Genomic DNA, 17,398 nt, shown 5'->3' with positions numbered 1-17,398 from the left:
ATTTTTTAATTTGTAATAGACTAGAATTTTATGATAATTTGATTTTGAAAAAATATTGTGATATGGATCAAGTAGATTCATACCACAACGATCTTTCAATAAAATTAACTTGTTATGCCCACCACATCTGTGAAGGTGATTCCTCAATTAAAACCGTTTGTAAGTTTGTCACTGCACGTTCGAATCCCTCATCAATAGACATGATCGCATCTTCATGCTCGATACTTACCACATAATCATACCCGTATGTGCGTAATGCACTCATCATATCTGACCATTCTTTTAAACTATGTCCACAACCAACTGAACGGAACGTCCATGCCCGCGAGCGAACTTCTCCATATGGTTGCATATCGGTTAACCCAAACATATTAATATTTTCTTGATCTAAATAAGTATCTTTGGCATGAAAATGATGAATGGCATTTTCTTTGGCTAAAATCTTAATGGCTGCCACTGGATCAATTCCTTGCCACCATAAGTGACTTGGATCTAAATTCGCTCCAATTGCATCACATGTTTGTTCTCGAAGTTTTAACAAGGTATAAGGTGTATGAACTAAAAATCCTCCGTGCAATTCTAATCCGATTTTCACGTTATTCTCTTTTGCATACTCTCCTACCTCTTTCCAATAAGGAATGAGCTTTTGTTCCCATTGCCAAGTTAAGATCTCACCATATTCATTTGGCCATGGAGTAACCGGCCAGTTTGGGTATTTAGCCCCCTCGTGATCACCAGCTGTTCCTGAAAAGCAGTTGACAACAGGTACATCAAGTAAAGAGGCCAGCTTAATCGTTTTACGTAAGGTTTCATTGGATTCTTTTGCAAACCCTTCTTCTGGTGAGATAGGATTTCCGTGACAACTAAATGCACTAATCGTCAATCCACGATCCGCTACTTTCTTTTTATAGCTTTCTCTCGCATTCGCATCTTCTAATAATTCATCTAACGGGCAATGATGGTTTCCTGGATAGCAGCCTGTCCCAATTTCCACGGTATGTAACCCAGCTGTTTGCACTTTATCTAGCATGTCTTCAAATGAATAGTTTGCAAATAGAACAGTAAATACACCCAATTTCACGTTGTTTTCCTCCTATAGGTCCCAAATTCTTAATATGGTAAGATATTTTTTATAAAGCAGATTTTAAACTGCTGGCTCTTTTATCGCTAAAAAGGTACTTACAATTTGTTTGGTTTCATGAGATTCAATAGCGGCTAGAATAACAGATAGAGATTTTGCCCCTTCCTCTCCTGAAACGGCTGGCTCTTTATCCTCTACGATAGCATTTACGAATTGTTCAATCACATGTGAGTTGTCTTGGCCGCCCTCATCGTTTGATTGAATTTTGCCAAGCTCATAATTTGCAACCACACCTGTTGCGTATTGAACGATTAAGGAATACGTTGGATGATCTTCTAAACGAAGAATTCCTTTCTCACCGTAAATAATCGTGGAGTTATCTTCTTGACCCACGTACGCCCAACTAGATGCGAGCGTTCCAATAATTCCACTTTCTGTTTTTAACACACATACTGCGTTGTCATCGACATTAGCAAAATCTTTAGCGTTCGTTTGCACAAATGCACCTACTTCAACGATTTCTTCTCCAAGAATGTAACGAAGTAAATCTGTTTTATGCACACCTAAATCTCCCATGGCTCCAATAAACGCTTCTTTCTTTTTAAAGAACCAACTCTCTTTACCGTCAACACTCCATTGCTCAGGTCCTCCATGACCAAATGCGGTACGGAAGCTATATATTCTTCCAATTTCACCACATTCAATAAGCTGACGTGCTTTTTGATGGGATGAAACGAAGCGTTGATTGTGACCGATCATAAGTTTTTTGCCACTTTCTTTTGCTGCTTGAATCATAGCCTGAGCTTCTTCTTTTGACGTAGCCATTGGTTTTTCACACAATACATGAACGCCTTTGTTTAAAGCTGCGATTGATATAGGCGCATGCAAATAATTTGGTGTACAAACACTCACTGCATCTACCGTTTCGCTTGCGAGTAATTCTTCATAATTTTTATATACTTTTGCACCATACTGCTTGGAAACTTCAATGGCGCGCTGTTCATTTATATCACAAACTGCTACAATCTCTACTTCTTTATTCATTTTATATTCTGGTAAATGACGAAGTTGAGCGATACTTCCACAACCTATAATCCCTACTTTTACTGTTTTCATAATCAGTTTCCCCTTTAATATCCTTAATTTTTCACTGCAATTCGTTCCAGTGGTGTTGCATTTCCGTATATAGGACGTTTTCTGTCAACTGGGTGTGCCCATTTCACGCCATTTATAATGACACGTTGAATATCTTTATTGTGATATGTTGGATACGTTTCATGGCCTGGTCTAAAATAAAAGACTTTTCCATTGCCTCGTTTATATGTGCAACCACTGCGGAAAACTTCCCCACCTTCGAACCAACTCGTAAAGACTAATTCGTCTGGAGCCGGGATATCAAAATGTTCCCCGTACATTTCTTCGCGTTCTAGCTCGATATATTCTGAAATGCCTTCAGTAATCGGATGACTAGGATCTGTTACCCAAAGACGCTCTTTTTCATCTGCTTCGCGCCATTTTAAATCACAACTTGTACCCATTAATGTTTTGAAAATTTTGGAGAAATGGCCTGAATGCAATACGATTAAGCCCATTCCATCTAATACACGCTGCTTTACCTTTTTAACAATTACATCGTCTACTTCATCGTGAGCTAAATGCCCCCACCAAATCAGCACATCTGTTTCTTCTAATACAGCATCTGTTAAACCGTGTTCGGGATCATCCAATGTAGCTGTTTTTGCATCAAATCCGCTTTCTTTTAAAAATGCTGCAATAGCACCATGAATACCTTCAGGGTAGACTTCTCTTACAACTGGATTTTTTTGTTCATGTCGATTTTCATTCCATACAGTTACTTTTACCATCATAAATACTCCCTCTCATTTTGATTTGATGTATTGAAATTATTATCCGTAAATCTCCAACTTCACAATACATAAGCTGTCGATTTGACTGCCCAACCGCTTTCTAAAGTATTTGCTTTAGAGGTCTGCCTGCCAACCTATCACTCTATGGACTGCACTGAATTAAGTCGTTAAAAACAACGTAAACGTTTACGTTAATGGTACTGTCGTCTTCCTCATAGCGGATAGCGGATAACGGCTGTCAATGCCCGTGAGTTGTGGAACAGCCATTACATCACTTGAACAGAATACGGCTGTAAATGTTGGATAGTCCAAACTTGAACCACCCTTTCTATTCCACGTTGAAGACCATAATACCCATATGTACTCATATGTACTTATTTGAATGGTTACCGTAACACCAACATCATTTATAGCGTCCTTAAATCCATTTACACGAGGAATTGTCGAAATGACATCTCCTTTTGTTCCGGCAATCATCCCAACATCAATTCCTGTTAAAACTTCACTTGTTAATTGTTTCGATACTTTGAGAACCAGTAAGCAATATATCTAGTACAACAACCTTAGCCTGATAACCAATCTCGTCAATCACTTTTCTGAATGCCAGAAACAGATAAAACTGGCTTTCTTTGCTGCATCAATAATTGTAATTTCCACCAACTTTCTACGTAAACGTTTTCTAAAAACACACTAGCACATGTGTAAAACCTTTTCAATGATTTTTCAGATATTTTTGAATTTTATTTATTTTATAAGATATTCTGTTACTGCAAAAAAAGTGGTATCACCCCTTTATGGGTATATTTGTATAGTGTTTATGTAAAATGAGTGTCTAAGCTTGAAAAGCATGTACAGACAGAAAAATTACTATAAAAAAGGGAACTATTCTTGCACAAATAGCTACTTCAAATCAAAGGATAGAATGACTTATCTGGGGCTTAGATTCAAAGGTAAAAATTTTTTATTCGATTGATGATCAGTCCGGATAAACTATGCTTCTTCCTTCTCGAATAAAACCCGCGCCCGTTAGCTGAAAGAATGTTGTTTTACCTGTACAATTAGCATTAGCAATCTTTTAACTATCTCACGTGAACTTTCGGAAGTCGCGCTTACTTTTATCCACGAACTTCGGCTTTCTAAAGACACATCTTCTATCCTGGAGACTCTTCTTTTTATAGACTGTGCTTCCTATGATTTCTTTCATTTCCCATCTCCAACTAGTCTGTTTCTCTCCCCTAAGATGGCAGAAATAGTCGCCTATTTTGTGTTGGTAATTTCGGTTTTCTGTGAATGGTTTTTTGATTTCGCTTATGTTAACCTCTCTTCACTCCAACTATTTGTAACTGTATATTTATCATTGTGTATGTGTGTAACATCACATCATATTATGTTTTCGTTTTCTATCTGGGGCATTTGTTTTCGAAAACCTTCATTTACATCTACATCCACCTCTATTAACCCTTTTTTCAAAATATATGCTTCATATATTTTTCATTCACATAATCGTGAAATTAACGGATTAAATGTTTACATATGAAACAAGTCGTTTGACGGAAGTTAGAATATTCAAATTTTGAAATAAATTGTATTGAAAACGCTTAATTTATATGTTAAGGTTTTTTAGAAAACGTTTACGTAGAAAGTTGGTAAAACATGTCGATTACCATTAAAGATGTAGCAAAGCAAGCAAATGTATCCGTTGCGACTGTTTCTCGTATTTTAAATAATTTGCCTGGCTACTCGGATGAAACACAACAACGAGTAAAAAAGGTAATCAAAGAACTTGGTTATCAACCTAATGCCGTTGCAAGAGGTTTAATTAATCGCAAAACAAAAACGATAGGTGTACTCGTTCCCAATGTATCTGATTTATTTGCAAGTGAGGTTTTAGCCGGAATTGAGGAACAAGCTCATGAGTTTGGTTACAGTGTAATGATATGTAAAACCAATCATGATGGTAAACGAACGATCAACTACTTGCAGGCATTGTATGAAAAACGGGTGGATGGAATTATTATCGTCAGTGAATTTATCACGCTAGATTACTATAAAGCGATTGAAACAAACAATGTACCGGTTGTATTAGTGGCAACACAATCAGACTATCCCCTTCCCTTTATTAAAGTAGATGATTATCAAGCTGCTTACGATGCCACGACCTATTTAGTAGAAAAAGGGCATTCACATATTGGAATGATTGCAGGAACAAAAAGCGATATCATTTCGACAATTCCACGTGTAAAAGGCTTTACAGACGCATTAAATCACGTGGGAATAACAGTGACCAATGAAATGATCACGTATGGAGATTTTTCTTTCAAGAGTGGTATTGAGGGGATGGACGATTTATTGAAAAGTTACCCAAAAGTAAGAGCTGTATTTTGTGCAAGCGATGAAATGGCTGTAGGAGCCTTATCACTTTTATATAAAAAAGGAATCAGAGTACCTGAAAGTATATCCATTATAGGATACGATAATACAGCTACAGCTGAGAAGGCCATTCCCCCACTTACGACGGTAGCGCAGCCCTTATATAAGATGGGTAAAGATTCCATTCAACTTTTATTGGATCCATCTTTAAAAATAAACCAGCTTTATCCTCATCATATTGCTGAACGTGATACAGTTCATTCATATAGCGAATAAAGGTTAAGTTACAAGTTGGGGTGATTACACTATTATCACTCCAATTATAAACAGCTTAACGTAAACGTTTACTATCATTGATTATTCCATTAGAGTAAACGTTTACTTATGCATAAAATAGACGAAATTTTCAGACAGGAGATACGTATATGAAGAATAAGTGGCGTTACCTCTGTACTACAGCATTTATAGCCAGTTTACTTACAGGATGTACTAATCAAACAACAGCTGATGAAAAAATCCATATTGAATTTTTTCAAAATAAGCCGGAAGCTGTAGCGACATTTGATCATTTAATTGAAAGGTTTGAAAAATTACACCCCAATATTGATATTGAACAGAATAACGTTCCTGATTCCGAGACGGTATTACGGACGAGATTGGTGAAAGAAGATGTACCAGACCTTTTAGCGATCGGAGGCAATGCTACGTATGGCGATATTGCAGAAGAAGGATTATTTTATGACTTTTCAAAGGATTCAGCCATCAATAAAGTTATACCAGACTATGTTAATATGCTTAATTTATTAGGTAGAACGAATAATGAGGATAATGGAATTCCCTTTGCGACGAATGCAAATATGCTTTTATATAACAAGGATAAATTTAAAGAGTTAGGGTTACAAGTTCCCAAAACATGGGATGAGATAATTAACGTTTCAAAACGGATTCAAAAACAAGGAGAATTACCTTTTTATTTTACGTATAAAGATGCTTGGACTGCAATGGTCTCATTTAATGCCTTAGCAGGAAACTTGCAAGGTGACAACTTTATCCAGGATCGCAATTCCAATAAAACAACTTTTACAGAGCATTACAAGGAAACTTTAGAAAAAATGCTTACATTGCTCGATTATGGTCATAAGGATAATTTTGGCCGTGACTATAATGCAGGCAATCGGGCGTTTGCTAATGGTGAATCAGTTATGTATATCCAAGGAAGCTGGGCAATCTCATCAATTAAAGCAATTAACCCAAATATAAAACTCGGTTCCTTTCCCTTACCTGCATCCAATGATTCATCTCAAAACAAACTCGTATCAGGTGTAGATACTGCATTAACGATGTCAAAAGATACACCACATAAAAAAGAAGCGTTAATGTTTATTCATTTTTTATTAGAAAAGGAAAATTCACAGTATTACATTCAAGAACAAAACAGTTTTTCTGCAGTTAAAAATGTTTTACAAAATGATGAAGCTTTAAAAGAGTTAAACCCTTATTTTGTACAACAAAAAATCACTAGTTTTCCGGAACACTATTTCCCTGCTAGTATGCAAGCAGCCAATTTAGTACAGGATTTTCTAATTAAAGGAGAAGTCAAACCGTTCCTTTCAAAACTGGATGATGAGTGGAATAAAGTCAAAGCGAGAGAATAACAAGGGGGAAAAACGAGTGGTTAAACAATCCAAAGCCTATTACTGGATGGTGCTTCCAGCATTTTTAATATTTTTTGTATTTCATACAGTTCCAGTTTTTCAAGGAATGATTTATAGTTTTACAAATTATAAAGGGTATGGGGATTTTAATTTTGTTGGCTTAAAAAACTATGTGAATTTATTCCAAGACCAACGTATTTTAGCTTCCTATGGCTTTACATTTAAATTTGCCATTGTTTCCACTTTACTCGTAAATATCATTAGTTTGGCAATTGCCATAGGACTTAATGCAAAGATTAAATTTCAAAATACACTTAGAGCTGTGTTTTTCGTGCCGAATATTCTAAGCGTATTAATCGTTGGGTTTATCTTTAATTATTTATTTGCATTTTTTATCCCTCAAATTGCTGAAAAGTTGGGCATCACATCTTTAACACAAAATATTCTTGGTAACCCAGATTTAGCATGGGTTGGAATTGTGATTGTGGCTGTATGGCAAGCCGTTGCATTTAATACCATTCTCTATTTAGCAGGATTACAAACGATTCCAACTGAATTGTACGAAGCTGCTAGTTTAGATGGTGCGGGAAAATGGAAAAGTTTTAAACACATTACATTTCCCCTTATTGCATCTTTCTTCACCATAAATATGGTGCTTGCAATGAAAAACTTTTTGATGGTATTTGACCATATTATTGCAATGACAAATGGAGGTCCAGGTCAATCCACGGAAGCCATTTCGGTATTGATATATAAAGGGGGCTTCTCAGGGGGGGAGTTCGCTTATCAGGCAGCAAATTCTGTGATCTACTTTATTTTAATTGTGGTTATATCAATCCTGCAAATTAAATTCCTTCAAAAACGTGAGGTGGATATGTAATGGAAAGTAAAAAAGTAAATTGGCCTATAACCATACTGCTAATTTTTTGCTCACTGGTTATCTTATTTCCCCTCTACCTAACAGTCGTGACAGCATTCAAGTCACCAGATGAAATGAGTAAATCCCTTTTGTCTCTGCCTCATACATTAAGATGGGAAAACTTCGCTGAAGCCATTCGCCTGACGAATTTTTTTCAATCTATTAAAAATAGCTTTATCGTTACAGTTTTTACAGTTGCTCTTACATTACTGACAAATTCGATGGTGGCTTATGCCATTGCACGGAATATGCATAGACGATTCTTTAAGTTGCTTTATTACTATTTTGTTAGTGCGATGTTTGTACCTTTTCCGATCATTATGTTGCCTGTTGTAAAGCAAACTAGCCTATTCGGATTAAATAATATGACAGGACTTATCTTTCTGTATATTGTATACGGTTTGGCTTTTAATATTTTTATTTATGTGGGCTATATACGTTCGATTCCCAAGTCATTAGAAGAAGCAGCTTATGTAGATGGAGCAAGTATTTGGACAGTATTTTGGAAAGTTATTTTTCCATTATTAAGCCCAATAAACGCAACAGTCGGAATTTTAACATGTTTGTGGGCATGGAATGATTTTATGTTACCACTTGTTATTTTAAGTGATCGTGATTCGATGACATTGCCGCTTGTTCAATATGTATTCCAGTCACAGTTTACAACAAATTATAACTTAGCATTTGCCTCCTATTTAATGGCACTCTCCCCTATGGTCCTTGTTTATATCATAGCTCAAAAATGGATTATTAGTGGTGTGACAAAAGGTGCTGTTAAATAAGGGGAATATGAGACTGATTAAGAAACAAATTAGAAGTGAAAGGAAGATGAAATTGGAGAAAAAATGGTGGAAAGAAAGTGTTGTTTATCAAATTTATCCTCGGAGTTTCATGGATAGTAACGGGGACGGAATTGGAGATTTACGTGGAATTATTTCAAAACTTGATTATTTAAATGAATTAGGAGTTAATGTCGTTTGGCTATCACCTGTTTTCAAATCTCCAAACGATGATAATGGCTATGATATTAGTGACTATCAAGACATTATGGATGAGTTTGGTACCCTGAATGACTGGGATGAACTTTTGGAAGGATTACATTCACGCAATATGAAATTAATGATGGATCTAGTTGTTAATCACTCATCAGATGAACATAAATGGTTCATTGAATCCCGATCATCAAAAGATGATCCGTACAGAGACTACTATATTTGGCGCCCCGGCAAAGATGGAAAAGAGCCAAACAATTGGACATCAGTTTTTAGTGGTCCAGCTTGGCAATATGATAAAGAAACAGATGAATACTACCTTCATCTGTTTAGCAAAAAACAGCCTGATTTAAATTGGGCAAACCCTACAGTAAGAAAAGAAATTCATGACATGATGATATGGTGGCTTGATAAGGGCATTGATGGTTTTCGAATGGATGTGATTAACCTCATTTCCAAAGCGGAAGGATTGCCCAGCACTCCAGGCGGAAAGCGATACGACTGGGGTGGCGATTTCTTTATGAATGGTCCTCGTGTGCATGAGTATCTACAAGAGATGAATCGTGAGGTACTTTCGAAATATGACATGATGACAGTCGGCGAATGTCCTGGGGCATCCGTTGATGATGCCACTAAGTATGCGAATAGTGAAGGTACTGAACTAAATATGATTTTCACATTCGAACATATGGATTTAGACTCAGGACCAGGCGGAAAATGGGATGTAAAGCCTTTAAAGCTGGACGATCTTAAAGAATGCATGACAAAATGGCAGAAAGGATTGGAAGGAAAAGGATGGAATAGCCTTTATTTAAACAACCATGATCAACCAAGAATGGTCTCTCGCTTTGGCAATGATACATCTTACCGAGTAGAATCCGCAAAAATGCTTGGAACATTCCTTCATATGATGCAGGGAACGCCTTATATTTATCAAGGTGAGGAAATAGGTATGACAAATGTTAAATTTAGTCTTGATGATTATAGGGATATTGAGATTCTGAATATGTACCGTGAAAAAGTTATAGAGGGTCAAGAGGATAAAGCTAAAGTAATGGAATCCATTTATATTAAAGGCCGTGATAACGCTAGAACTCCTATGCAATGGGACGATAGTAAAAATGCTGGTTTTACAACAAGTACTCCTTGGTTAAAAGTAAATCCAAACTATAGAGAAATTAATGTGAAACAATCATTAGAAGACTCGAATTCTATCTTTTACTACTATCAAAAACTAATTAAGTTAAGAAAAAAATATGACGTAATTGTGTACGGTGCATATGATCTTATTTTAAAAGAAAATGAGCAAATTTATGCGTATATACGTACTTTAGATAACGAAACATTACTTGTTATTTGCAACTTTACAGGGGAAGCAGCCTACTTTGAATTACCAGAACACATTAGCTGTGAAGCTAGACAACTGCTAATCAATAACTACGCGGATCAAAACAGTGATGAAATTTCTTCTAATACATTAAAACCTTATGAAGCGCGCGTTTATCTCTCGAAGTAACGAAAAAAAGTAACCTCGATCGTTTTTGACTTTATGCAGAGTTCACCTTTTGATGAACCTATTCTTTTTAAGCATATGCATCGTAAGGTTCGTGTGCGAGGACTTACAATTAATATTCTAAAACTAGATATACGGATACTTTCAAATTAAAAAGGCATGTGTATAGGAATAAAAAATAACTTTATATCCGAAAAACTTACCCATTAGGTAAGTTTTTCTTTTTTTCGTTTTAAATTACCGATAACAATACTAGTGAATTTAAATGGGTTATTATAATTCATGTTTTTGCCTTAACCAGGTGGATGCAATAATCCTAGACTTTGCGGTTATTTTAACTCTTCTATTTCATACTTTAAAAAGTTCAACATCTTTTTCCCTCCTACAAATAAAAGCACCCAATTTAATGGATGCTTAGATTTCCTTTCTTTCGTAATCTTATTTCAAATTTATCACTGAAAAATTCATTGGCATTAAATATAGTACTAATGTCTGAAATATCACCTACATTCACAATTAATGCTTCATCAACTTCTTGATCAGTGAGGACTATGCGATATTCATATTGATTTTCAAAATATTTATCTTTCCAAAAATAAATATTAGTCCCTTGATTTTTATAAGAGCTCATCCTAGCTGAGGAATTGATGTTATAATCATCGTATTTTACCAACCCCCCTCTGTAAGCATAACCTTTTTCATTGAGTGTTCTAGTGATTCTGTCAATAAATTGCGATGGGGTAACAAAAATTAAGCTATCTCCGAACTCCCTGATCATTTTATCGATTTGTTCATTAGGTAAATCAAATTTGGTATAGAAATACTTTTCATCCTCCTTAACCACTTTCAACATATCGCCGACAATTGCAAACATACAATATAATGGTCTTTTTTCATTTATATTTTTTCTGAAATTCATTTTTTTAGTTCGCCCCGACATTATTAATTCATGGGTATTTTGAGTAAAGAAATTCATTGTTAATTCCGTAAAAACATGTGCTGCTTCAAATTTGTCTCCTACACCTTTTTCCCCTGAAGCACTTTCCATATCAATATACTTTTTGAAATTATTCATATATAAATCTCCAGACAAGAAACTTTCCACAAAAGGTGTGAACTTTATAAATCCAAAAACTTGACCTTTAAATCCAACGTCTGATATTTTCATACTCTTCATTCCCTCCTATTTGACTACTAAATTCGACAAAAGGGACTATTCACCGGTATTTAATCCTAGACTATTAAGGTACGATTACTGTTAGTGAACATGTAAGAATGTATGCCTAGTTGACAAAGAATATACTTCATTAAAAAACGCTTATCCAAAGGATAGACAGTCCTTCTTCTTTACAGTCTTCCCTTTAACCTCTCCTGACTCCATAATCTCTCCCCAATAAAAAAAGCACCCAATTTAACGGATGCTCCCTTTAACATCAATAAAAAATCCTTCCGGTATTCAGGAAACACTTGAACCTATATAATTACCCGTTCAAGCTTTTCGTTGAAGTGAAATTCAAACGGGAGTGCCCGATTTTAAGGCTTCACGGAAAGATCAAATCTTTTAATATCTATGATTTCTCTCTGCACTGCGATTTGGACCATTTCATCGGCCGTTTTCAAAAATATTTAAAGCGGGAATCGTGAATATACAGAATATCACTAGGGTAGCGGTACTGTATAATAGAAGTATAGGTTTACATATTTTTGATGCTAATTACATTGCGTTCAGCTTATTCAAACTAAAGTATCGGTAGAAAGGTTGGTAACTATTTTGAGTATAAATCCAAATATGGTGGAGATAGCCTCCCTTCTTGGGGAAAAGTCACGTGCAACAATTCTTGCAAGTTTACTGGATGGGCGTTTTCATACTGCAGGTGAATTAGCATTGATGGCTGTAATAACACCTCAAACCGCCAGCTTTCACCTTTCTAAATTAATGGAAGGCAACCTTGTTAAAGTTGAAAAGCACGGACGACATCGTTACTATCAGCTAGCAAATGGAGAAATTGCGCACATTTTAGAATCATTTCTTGCCATTTCCCCACCTCCTGAAGTTCGGTCGTTAAAACAATCAAACCAAGTCAAATTGCTTAAGGAAGCCAGAACTTGCTATGATCATTTGGCTGGAAAACTAGGAGTCCAATTAACTGAATCGATGTTGAAAGCCGGATATTTGAAAATAGAAGAGAGAGAGTTCACAGTCACACCCAAAGGAGATCATTTTTTTTCTGAATTCGGCATCGATTTACTTGATTTAAGAAAAAAGCGCCGTTCATTTTCCCATTCATGTTTAGACTGGAGTGAACGTCACCATCATCTTGGCGGTGCTTTAGGAAATGGGCTCCTTACACATTTTTTTGATTTAGGATGGATAGTCCGTGTTCCATCTATTCGCGCAGTAAAAGTAACAGCTAAAGGGAAAGAAGGATTTAAAGAAGTTTTTTGTATAGAGGTATAATTTAATAATCCCTCGTGAAAAAGAAAAGAGGCTCTTTTCTTTTTCACGAGGGATTTTCTGTCCTTAGCAGCTTAAGACAATCATAAGGATTACTATAAAGCTCTTTTAACAAATTTATTTTCCTTTTGGAAATTGCTATTTACAAGATAGATGCCAATGATAATAAACAGTCCGCCGATTAGGAGTGAAGTGTATATCGGTTCACCTAATAGTGCCCACCCTGATAATACTCCGAAGAAAGGTGCCAAAAATAAAAAGGCACTTGTTTTTCCTGGATCACTCTTTTGTAAAAGGTAATACCAAACAGCGAATTGCACGATCGATGACATGATACTTAACCATAATAAAAGGAACAACGAATGACCATTCATTATGAAAAATGGTTTTTCAAAAATAAAGCTGCCAAGTAAAAGCAATAAACCGCCAAAAAGCATCTGATAAGCAGATAATACCCATGTATCGGAAATCGCTCCCCATTTTTTCGCCAATAAAGTGGAAATGGCCCAGAAAACAGCAGAAAGAATACCGAAAAGAATACCAACCTTAAATTCAAGTTGAGCTCCCATCGTTATAATTACTCCAACTAACCCTAATGAAACTCCAATCCATTGATATAGTTTATAGCGTGCTTGTGAAAAGATAGTACCGAATACAACAACAAGTAACGGGTTCGTGAATGTAAGTATTGAGGATTCACTTGCTGTTATAGTGCGTAAACTCAGGAAAATGCACCCCATAACTCCGGCTGTTTGAAAAGTGCCGATAATAAGGATTTTTATCCAATCCCCTTTAGAGTTTGGATGCGGTCTTTTAAAAAAGATAACGATCATCGCCATTATGAACCCGGCAAGTGTGAAGCGTAATGCTGCTAATAATAATGGGGATGAATAAGGCAGACCAATTTTAACTACTGCAAAGGAAGAACCCATTAAAAATGTCGTTAAAAGTATCAACAGTGTAAATTTGTAAGTATTCATTTTTTTATCTCCTGACATATTTAAATGACGATCTACCGATATTATAGCTGGTGATTATTTCAGCTATCATCGAAATATGGAATACAAGTGGAGATAAATTAAATAATATCGACATATTATAGGAATCCTTATAGTTTAATTGGCATAAGTAACCCTTTTTAAATCATCGTATTCATCTTTTGAAATCAACTCCAATTCTTGAAGTTTTACCTCTCCCATCAAACTTCATGCCTTAAAGCTCTCTCATCAACCTAAATAGGCTTGTAATTCCTACTTTTCATATATCTCTAGAGGCAAATCATCCGGATCACAAAAAAAAGTAAACCTTTTTCCTGTTAACTCATCAACACGGATTTTGGAATGTATCACCATATCTACATTTTATATCCTTATACATTCCTGAAGACTTTTCATTATATGTTAAAAAAAGAGCCCTCCAGTATGATTTGGGTAAATGAACACCACATCATACGGAAGAAGCTCTATCATGCAATTACACATCAAACGAATTTGACTGTTTGAGAGAACCAGCGAATAATCATTAAACTTGCCCTTATTATACTGCCGTATAACCGCCGTCTACAATAAGGCTTGTGCCTGTAACAAATGATGCATCGTCACTTGCAAGGAAGAGAACAGCTTTCGCCACTTCTTCCGCTCTGCCTAAACGGCCAATTGGATGTAAATCGATCAAACCTTGTCTGATCTCACCTTGTGCTTCCGCAATAAGTGGTGTATCAATATATCCTGGGCAAACTGCATTGACACGAATGCCATCTTTGGCATAAGTTGAACCTAACGTTTGTGTTAATAGTTTGACACCGCCTTTCGCAGCAGAATAGGCTGTTACCCCCGGTTTCCCTGCATGGCTATGGATGGAGCCTGTATTGACAATGGCGCCGCCTGTAGATTGTTTTTGCATTTGCTCTATCGCATATTTATCGGATAGGAAGACACCGGATAAATTAATATCAATTGTTTTTTGCCATTGTTCATAGCTTAACTCATGGATGTTTCCGTCTCTTGCAATCCCTGCGTTTGCGAACATGATATCCAGTTTTCCATATTTATTAACCGTCTCTTCAATCATTTTCTTTACGTCATTTTCATTTGTCACGTCAGTTTTAACAAAAAGAGTATCATACCCTTTTCCATTTAACTCTTCTGATACAGCTTGTCCATGATCAGCAAAATCGGCAATGACCACCTTTGCTCCTTCTTCTGCAAATAATTGAGCCGTACTTGCTCCAATCCCGCTTGCTCCCCCAGTTACGATCGCCACTTTATTTTCCAATCTCATATTTAAACACTCCTTAATTTTTAGTTTTTAATATCCGTTTGAAAGGGATTTTAGCGAGCAGTCGCTCCGCCATCTATTACAAATTCAGTACCCGTAGTATAGGAAGATTCGTCCGAGGCAATGAAAAGCACTGTATTAGCTACATTATTGACGCTGCCCAGATGTCCCAACGGGAATTCTTTACCCAATTCATCTTTTGAACTGCCCGTTTGTTCAGATGCATAGTCCGCCATCCCGGTATCGATATATCCTGGATGAATCGAGTTTACACGGACCCCTTTTGAAGCATACTCGATAGCAGCATCTTTAGTCATTGTCCGGACCGCTCCCTTGCTTGCACCGTATAAAACATGACCAGGGGCTCCAATCAAGCCTGCTATGGAAGAAGCGTTTATGACTGAACCTTTATTTTGTTTCGCCATCAGTGGCATAATATGCTTCATTCCCAGGAATACGCCGGTCACGTTAATCGACATGAGACGATTCCACTCCTCCAGTTCAATCTCCGCAACCGGTTTAATGATATAAATACCCGCATTGTTGAACAGAACATCCACCTTATCAAAAGTATCGATCGTTTCCTTTGCAACCTTTTTCCAATCTTCTTCATTGCTGACATCATGACGAATGAATAGTGCCTCTCCGCCGATTGCCTGAATGTCTTTCACAGCCTGATCACCGGATTCCTGGTTTATGTCAGTTATGACTATTTTTGCTCCCTCACTAGCAAATAGCAAAGCTGTTTCTTTCCCGATTCCTGTACCCCGCCAGTAATGATTGCCACTTTGTTTTCAAGTCTCATGATTTCATCAGATCTCCTTTACTTATTTTACTGATACTGCCAACCTTAGAGGTTCTCACTAGACAAGTATTCCTATACAAGTAGATAAAGCTGACTTTAACAATTGTCCACCCCTTTAAATGGAATGCCGCTAAAAAAGCTTCATTGTCTGTCTATGCCTTTATTTTACTCCTCGTAATTTGAAATACTATCCTATAATATGCTGTATAATAATTGGGTAAGTATCCCCCTTATATAGGGTTATTTTGTTTAAGGAGAAGAGAATCGTATGACCCAGCACTCTCATGCTTATGAAGAGATATCGTTTCAGCAATTCATCTTATTCATAAAAAGCCATAACAAACAGATTGAAGAAAATATCAATATTTATTTAAATCTAGAGCCCCTTATATTAGAAAATGAACGTAAGGTGATACAAACATTACTGGAATCATTTCTACTATTTTTATCCGCTCCAAAAATCGAAGACATAAATGAAACGTACGATAAGTATCTGGAAACTTGGCTTCAATCACATTTACCCATTTTAAATGTGAACCATTTCAGCATGTTCCGATTAATCTTTGAAAAGTCCATCGTTACCTTAATGGCCAACCTGAAACATGCTCATACCATCTCCATTCTAATGTTCTTATTATCCATTTTCTCTCATCTCATCCATAGCTATAACAAATGGATGGATGTCCAACCAATGCAACTTTCAAAAACCCACGAAGAAAATGCTGAACTTAAAAGGCTGCAACTATTAGACCAGTTGGATGAGCTTCTAATTAACTCATCAGGAATTAAGGATTTTGCTCATATCCTAAAAAAATGTGAAGAGTTCTTTCACTATAAAAGATGTGTTTTTTATGCTTATATTCCTTGGTCCAATCAATTTTATGGCACCATTGGATTGGAGCTGCCTAAGGTTCAAAGCATGAGAGGACAACTCAGCTTGAAGCAATCCTTTGTTTTCAATTCAAAAAAGCCTGTATTTTTAAAGAATCCCAATCATTATATTAAAAAGGAACATATAGCCTTGTTTAATCTTTCATCTGTCATATTTGTGCCGATTGTTCATGACCAGCAAGTTTTTGGCTGGCTGACCTTTGATCAATTAGGAGAGGAATTCGATTATTCAAAAGATGAACTAACTTTACTTGAACAGGTCGGAAAACGGTTAGGCTTATATTTATCAAGAAAGGATGATGAGGTATCCATTGATATAGATCTACAATTGACGGAACGGGAATCCATGGTTTTAAATTTGCTGGCGGAGGGGTTTAACAATAAAAAGATGGCCGAATTATTGCAATTAAGCGAGCATACTATAAGGGATTATATAAGCAGTTTAATGACAAAGTTTAAAGCCAAGAACCGTACACAAGTCGTAGTCTATGGATTTCGTTTTGGTCTATTAAAGTAAAATCTGATTTCCTTTAATCGTTATGTAAGTCAAAATAAATCCTTAAATAGTTAGT

At 36.2% G+C, this 17,398-nt stretch carries 14 protein-coding genes and 1 pseudogene; 7 read left to right on the top strand and 8 right to left on the bottom strand.

The window, feature by feature from the left end; translation table 11 throughout:
- Positions 1–112: 112 nt before the first annotated feature.
- From MKY17_RS09860 to MKY17_RS09845, 4 genes are all read right to left on the bottom strand, one after another.
- The gene (locus tag MKY17_RS09860) at positions 113–1,081 is read right to left on the bottom strand and encodes a sugar phosphate isomerase/epimerase (protein WP_063234584.1); all 969 of its coding nucleotides are present in this window, start codon (positions 1,079–1,081) and stop codon (positions 113–115) included.
- A gap of 63 nt (positions 1,082–1,144) precedes the next feature.
- Complete coding sequence (locus tag MKY17_RS09855) at positions 1,145–2,197, bottom strand: Gfo/Idh/MocA family oxidoreductase (RefSeq protein WP_098372823.1); 1,053 nt, start codon at positions 2,195–2,197, stop codon at positions 1,145–1,147.
- A 23-nt stretch (positions 2,198–2,220) separates the two neighbouring features.
- Positions 2,221–2,946 (bottom strand): ThuA domain-containing protein, encoded by a 726-nt coding sequence (locus MKY17_RS09850; protein WP_063234582.1) that lies wholly within the window; start codon positions 2,944–2,946, stop codon positions 2,221–2,223.
- A 189-nt stretch (positions 2,947–3,135) separates the two neighbouring features.
- Complete coding sequence (locus tag MKY17_RS09845) at positions 3,136–3,426, bottom strand: hypothetical protein (RefSeq protein WP_339201777.1); 291 nt, start codon at positions 3,424–3,426, stop codon at positions 3,136–3,138.
- 1,176 nt (positions 3,427–4,602) lie between these two features.
- On the opposite strand from MKY17_RS09845, the gene MKY17_RS09840 reads away from it, so the two are divergent.
- The 5 genes from MKY17_RS09840 (at position 4,603) to MKY17_RS09820 (ending at position 10,401) form a co-directional block, all read left to right on the top strand.
- The gene (locus tag MKY17_RS09840) at positions 4,603–5,595 is read left to right on the top strand and encodes a LacI family DNA-binding transcriptional regulator (RefSeq protein WP_339201775.1); all 993 of its coding nucleotides are present in this window, start codon (positions 4,603–4,605) and stop codon (positions 5,593–5,595) included.
- A gap of 149 nt (positions 5,596–5,744) precedes the next feature.
- Positions 5,745–6,974 carry an extracellular solute-binding protein gene (locus MKY17_RS09835; protein WP_339201774.1) on the top strand — a complete coding sequence of 410 codons (1,230 nt, stop codon included), beginning with the start codon at positions 5,745–5,747 and terminating at the stop codon, positions 6,972–6,974.
- A 46-nt stretch (positions 6,975–7,020) separates the two neighbouring features.
- Positions 7,021–7,854 (top strand): sugar ABC transporter permease, encoded by an 834-nt coding sequence (locus tag MKY17_RS09830; protein WP_230162282.1) that lies wholly within the window; start codon positions 7,021–7,023, stop codon positions 7,852–7,854.
- Positions 7,854–8,675 (top strand): carbohydrate ABC transporter permease, encoded by an 822-nt coding sequence (locus MKY17_RS09825; RefSeq protein ID WP_063234577.1) that lies wholly within the window; start codon positions 7,854–7,856, stop codon positions 8,673–8,675. The genes MKY17_RS09830 and MKY17_RS09825 overlap by 1 nt, the downstream gene beginning before the upstream one ends.
- Before the next feature lie 52 nt (positions 8,676–8,727).
- Entirely contained in the window at positions 8,728–10,401 is a 1,674-nt protein-coding gene (locus MKY17_RS09820; RefSeq protein WP_339201773.1) for an alpha-glucosidase, read from the top strand.
- 400 nt (positions 10,402–10,801) lie between these two features.
- On the opposite strand, the gene MKY17_RS09815 is transcribed toward MKY17_RS09820, so the two are convergent.
- Positions 10,802–11,566, bottom strand: coding sequence for a hypothetical protein (locus MKY17_RS09815; protein WP_339201772.1), 765 nt, complete (start codon positions 11,564–11,566; stop codon positions 10,802–10,804).
- A gap of 603 nt (positions 11,567–12,169) precedes the next feature.
- On the opposite strand from MKY17_RS09815, the gene MKY17_RS09810 reads away from it, so the two are divergent.
- Positions 12,170–12,856, top strand: a complete 687-nt coding sequence (locus MKY17_RS09810; RefSeq protein WP_144528641.1) for a helix-turn-helix transcriptional regulator — start codon at positions 12,170–12,172, stop codon at positions 12,854–12,856.
- Between the two features lie 92 nt (positions 12,857–12,948).
- Here MKY17_RS09810 and MKY17_RS09805 read toward each other — a convergent pair whose 3' ends face one another.
- The 3 genes and pseudogenes from MKY17_RS09805 to MKY17_RS09795 all read right to left on the bottom strand — a co-directional run bounded on the left by MKY17_RS09805 (position 12,949) and on the right by MKY17_RS09795 (position 15,935).
- The gene (locus tag MKY17_RS09805) at positions 12,949–13,833 is read right to left on the bottom strand and encodes a DMT family transporter (protein WP_144552898.1); all 885 of its coding nucleotides are present in this window, start codon (positions 13,831–13,833) and stop codon (positions 12,949–12,951) included.
- 556 nt (positions 13,834–14,389) lie between these two features.
- Positions 14,390–15,133, bottom strand: coding sequence for a glucose 1-dehydrogenase (locus MKY17_RS09800; RefSeq protein WP_141994738.1), 744 nt, complete (start codon positions 15,131–15,133; stop codon positions 14,390–14,392).
- Positions 15,134–15,183: 50 nt separating this feature from the next.
- Positions 15,184–15,935: pseudogene (locus MKY17_RS09795) on the bottom strand (glucose 1-dehydrogenase).
- Between the two features lie 268 nt (positions 15,936–16,203).
- Here MKY17_RS09795 and MKY17_RS09790 point away from each other — a divergent pair.
- The gene (locus MKY17_RS09790; RefSeq protein ID WP_339201769.1) at positions 16,204–17,343 is read left to right on the top strand and encodes a LuxR C-terminal-related transcriptional regulator; all 1,140 of its coding nucleotides are present in this window, start codon (positions 16,204–16,206) and stop codon (positions 17,341–17,343) included.
- Positions 17,344–17,398 lie beyond the last annotated feature (55 nt).

It is taken from the genome of Peribacillus sp. FSL P2-0133 (genome assembly GCF_037975445.1).
GTDB lineage: Bacteria > Bacillota > Bacilli > Bacillales > DSM-1321 > Peribacillus > Peribacillus simplex_E.
Note: the sequence above shows the minus strand (reverse complement) of the source record. Positions and strands in the feature narration are given on the sequence as shown.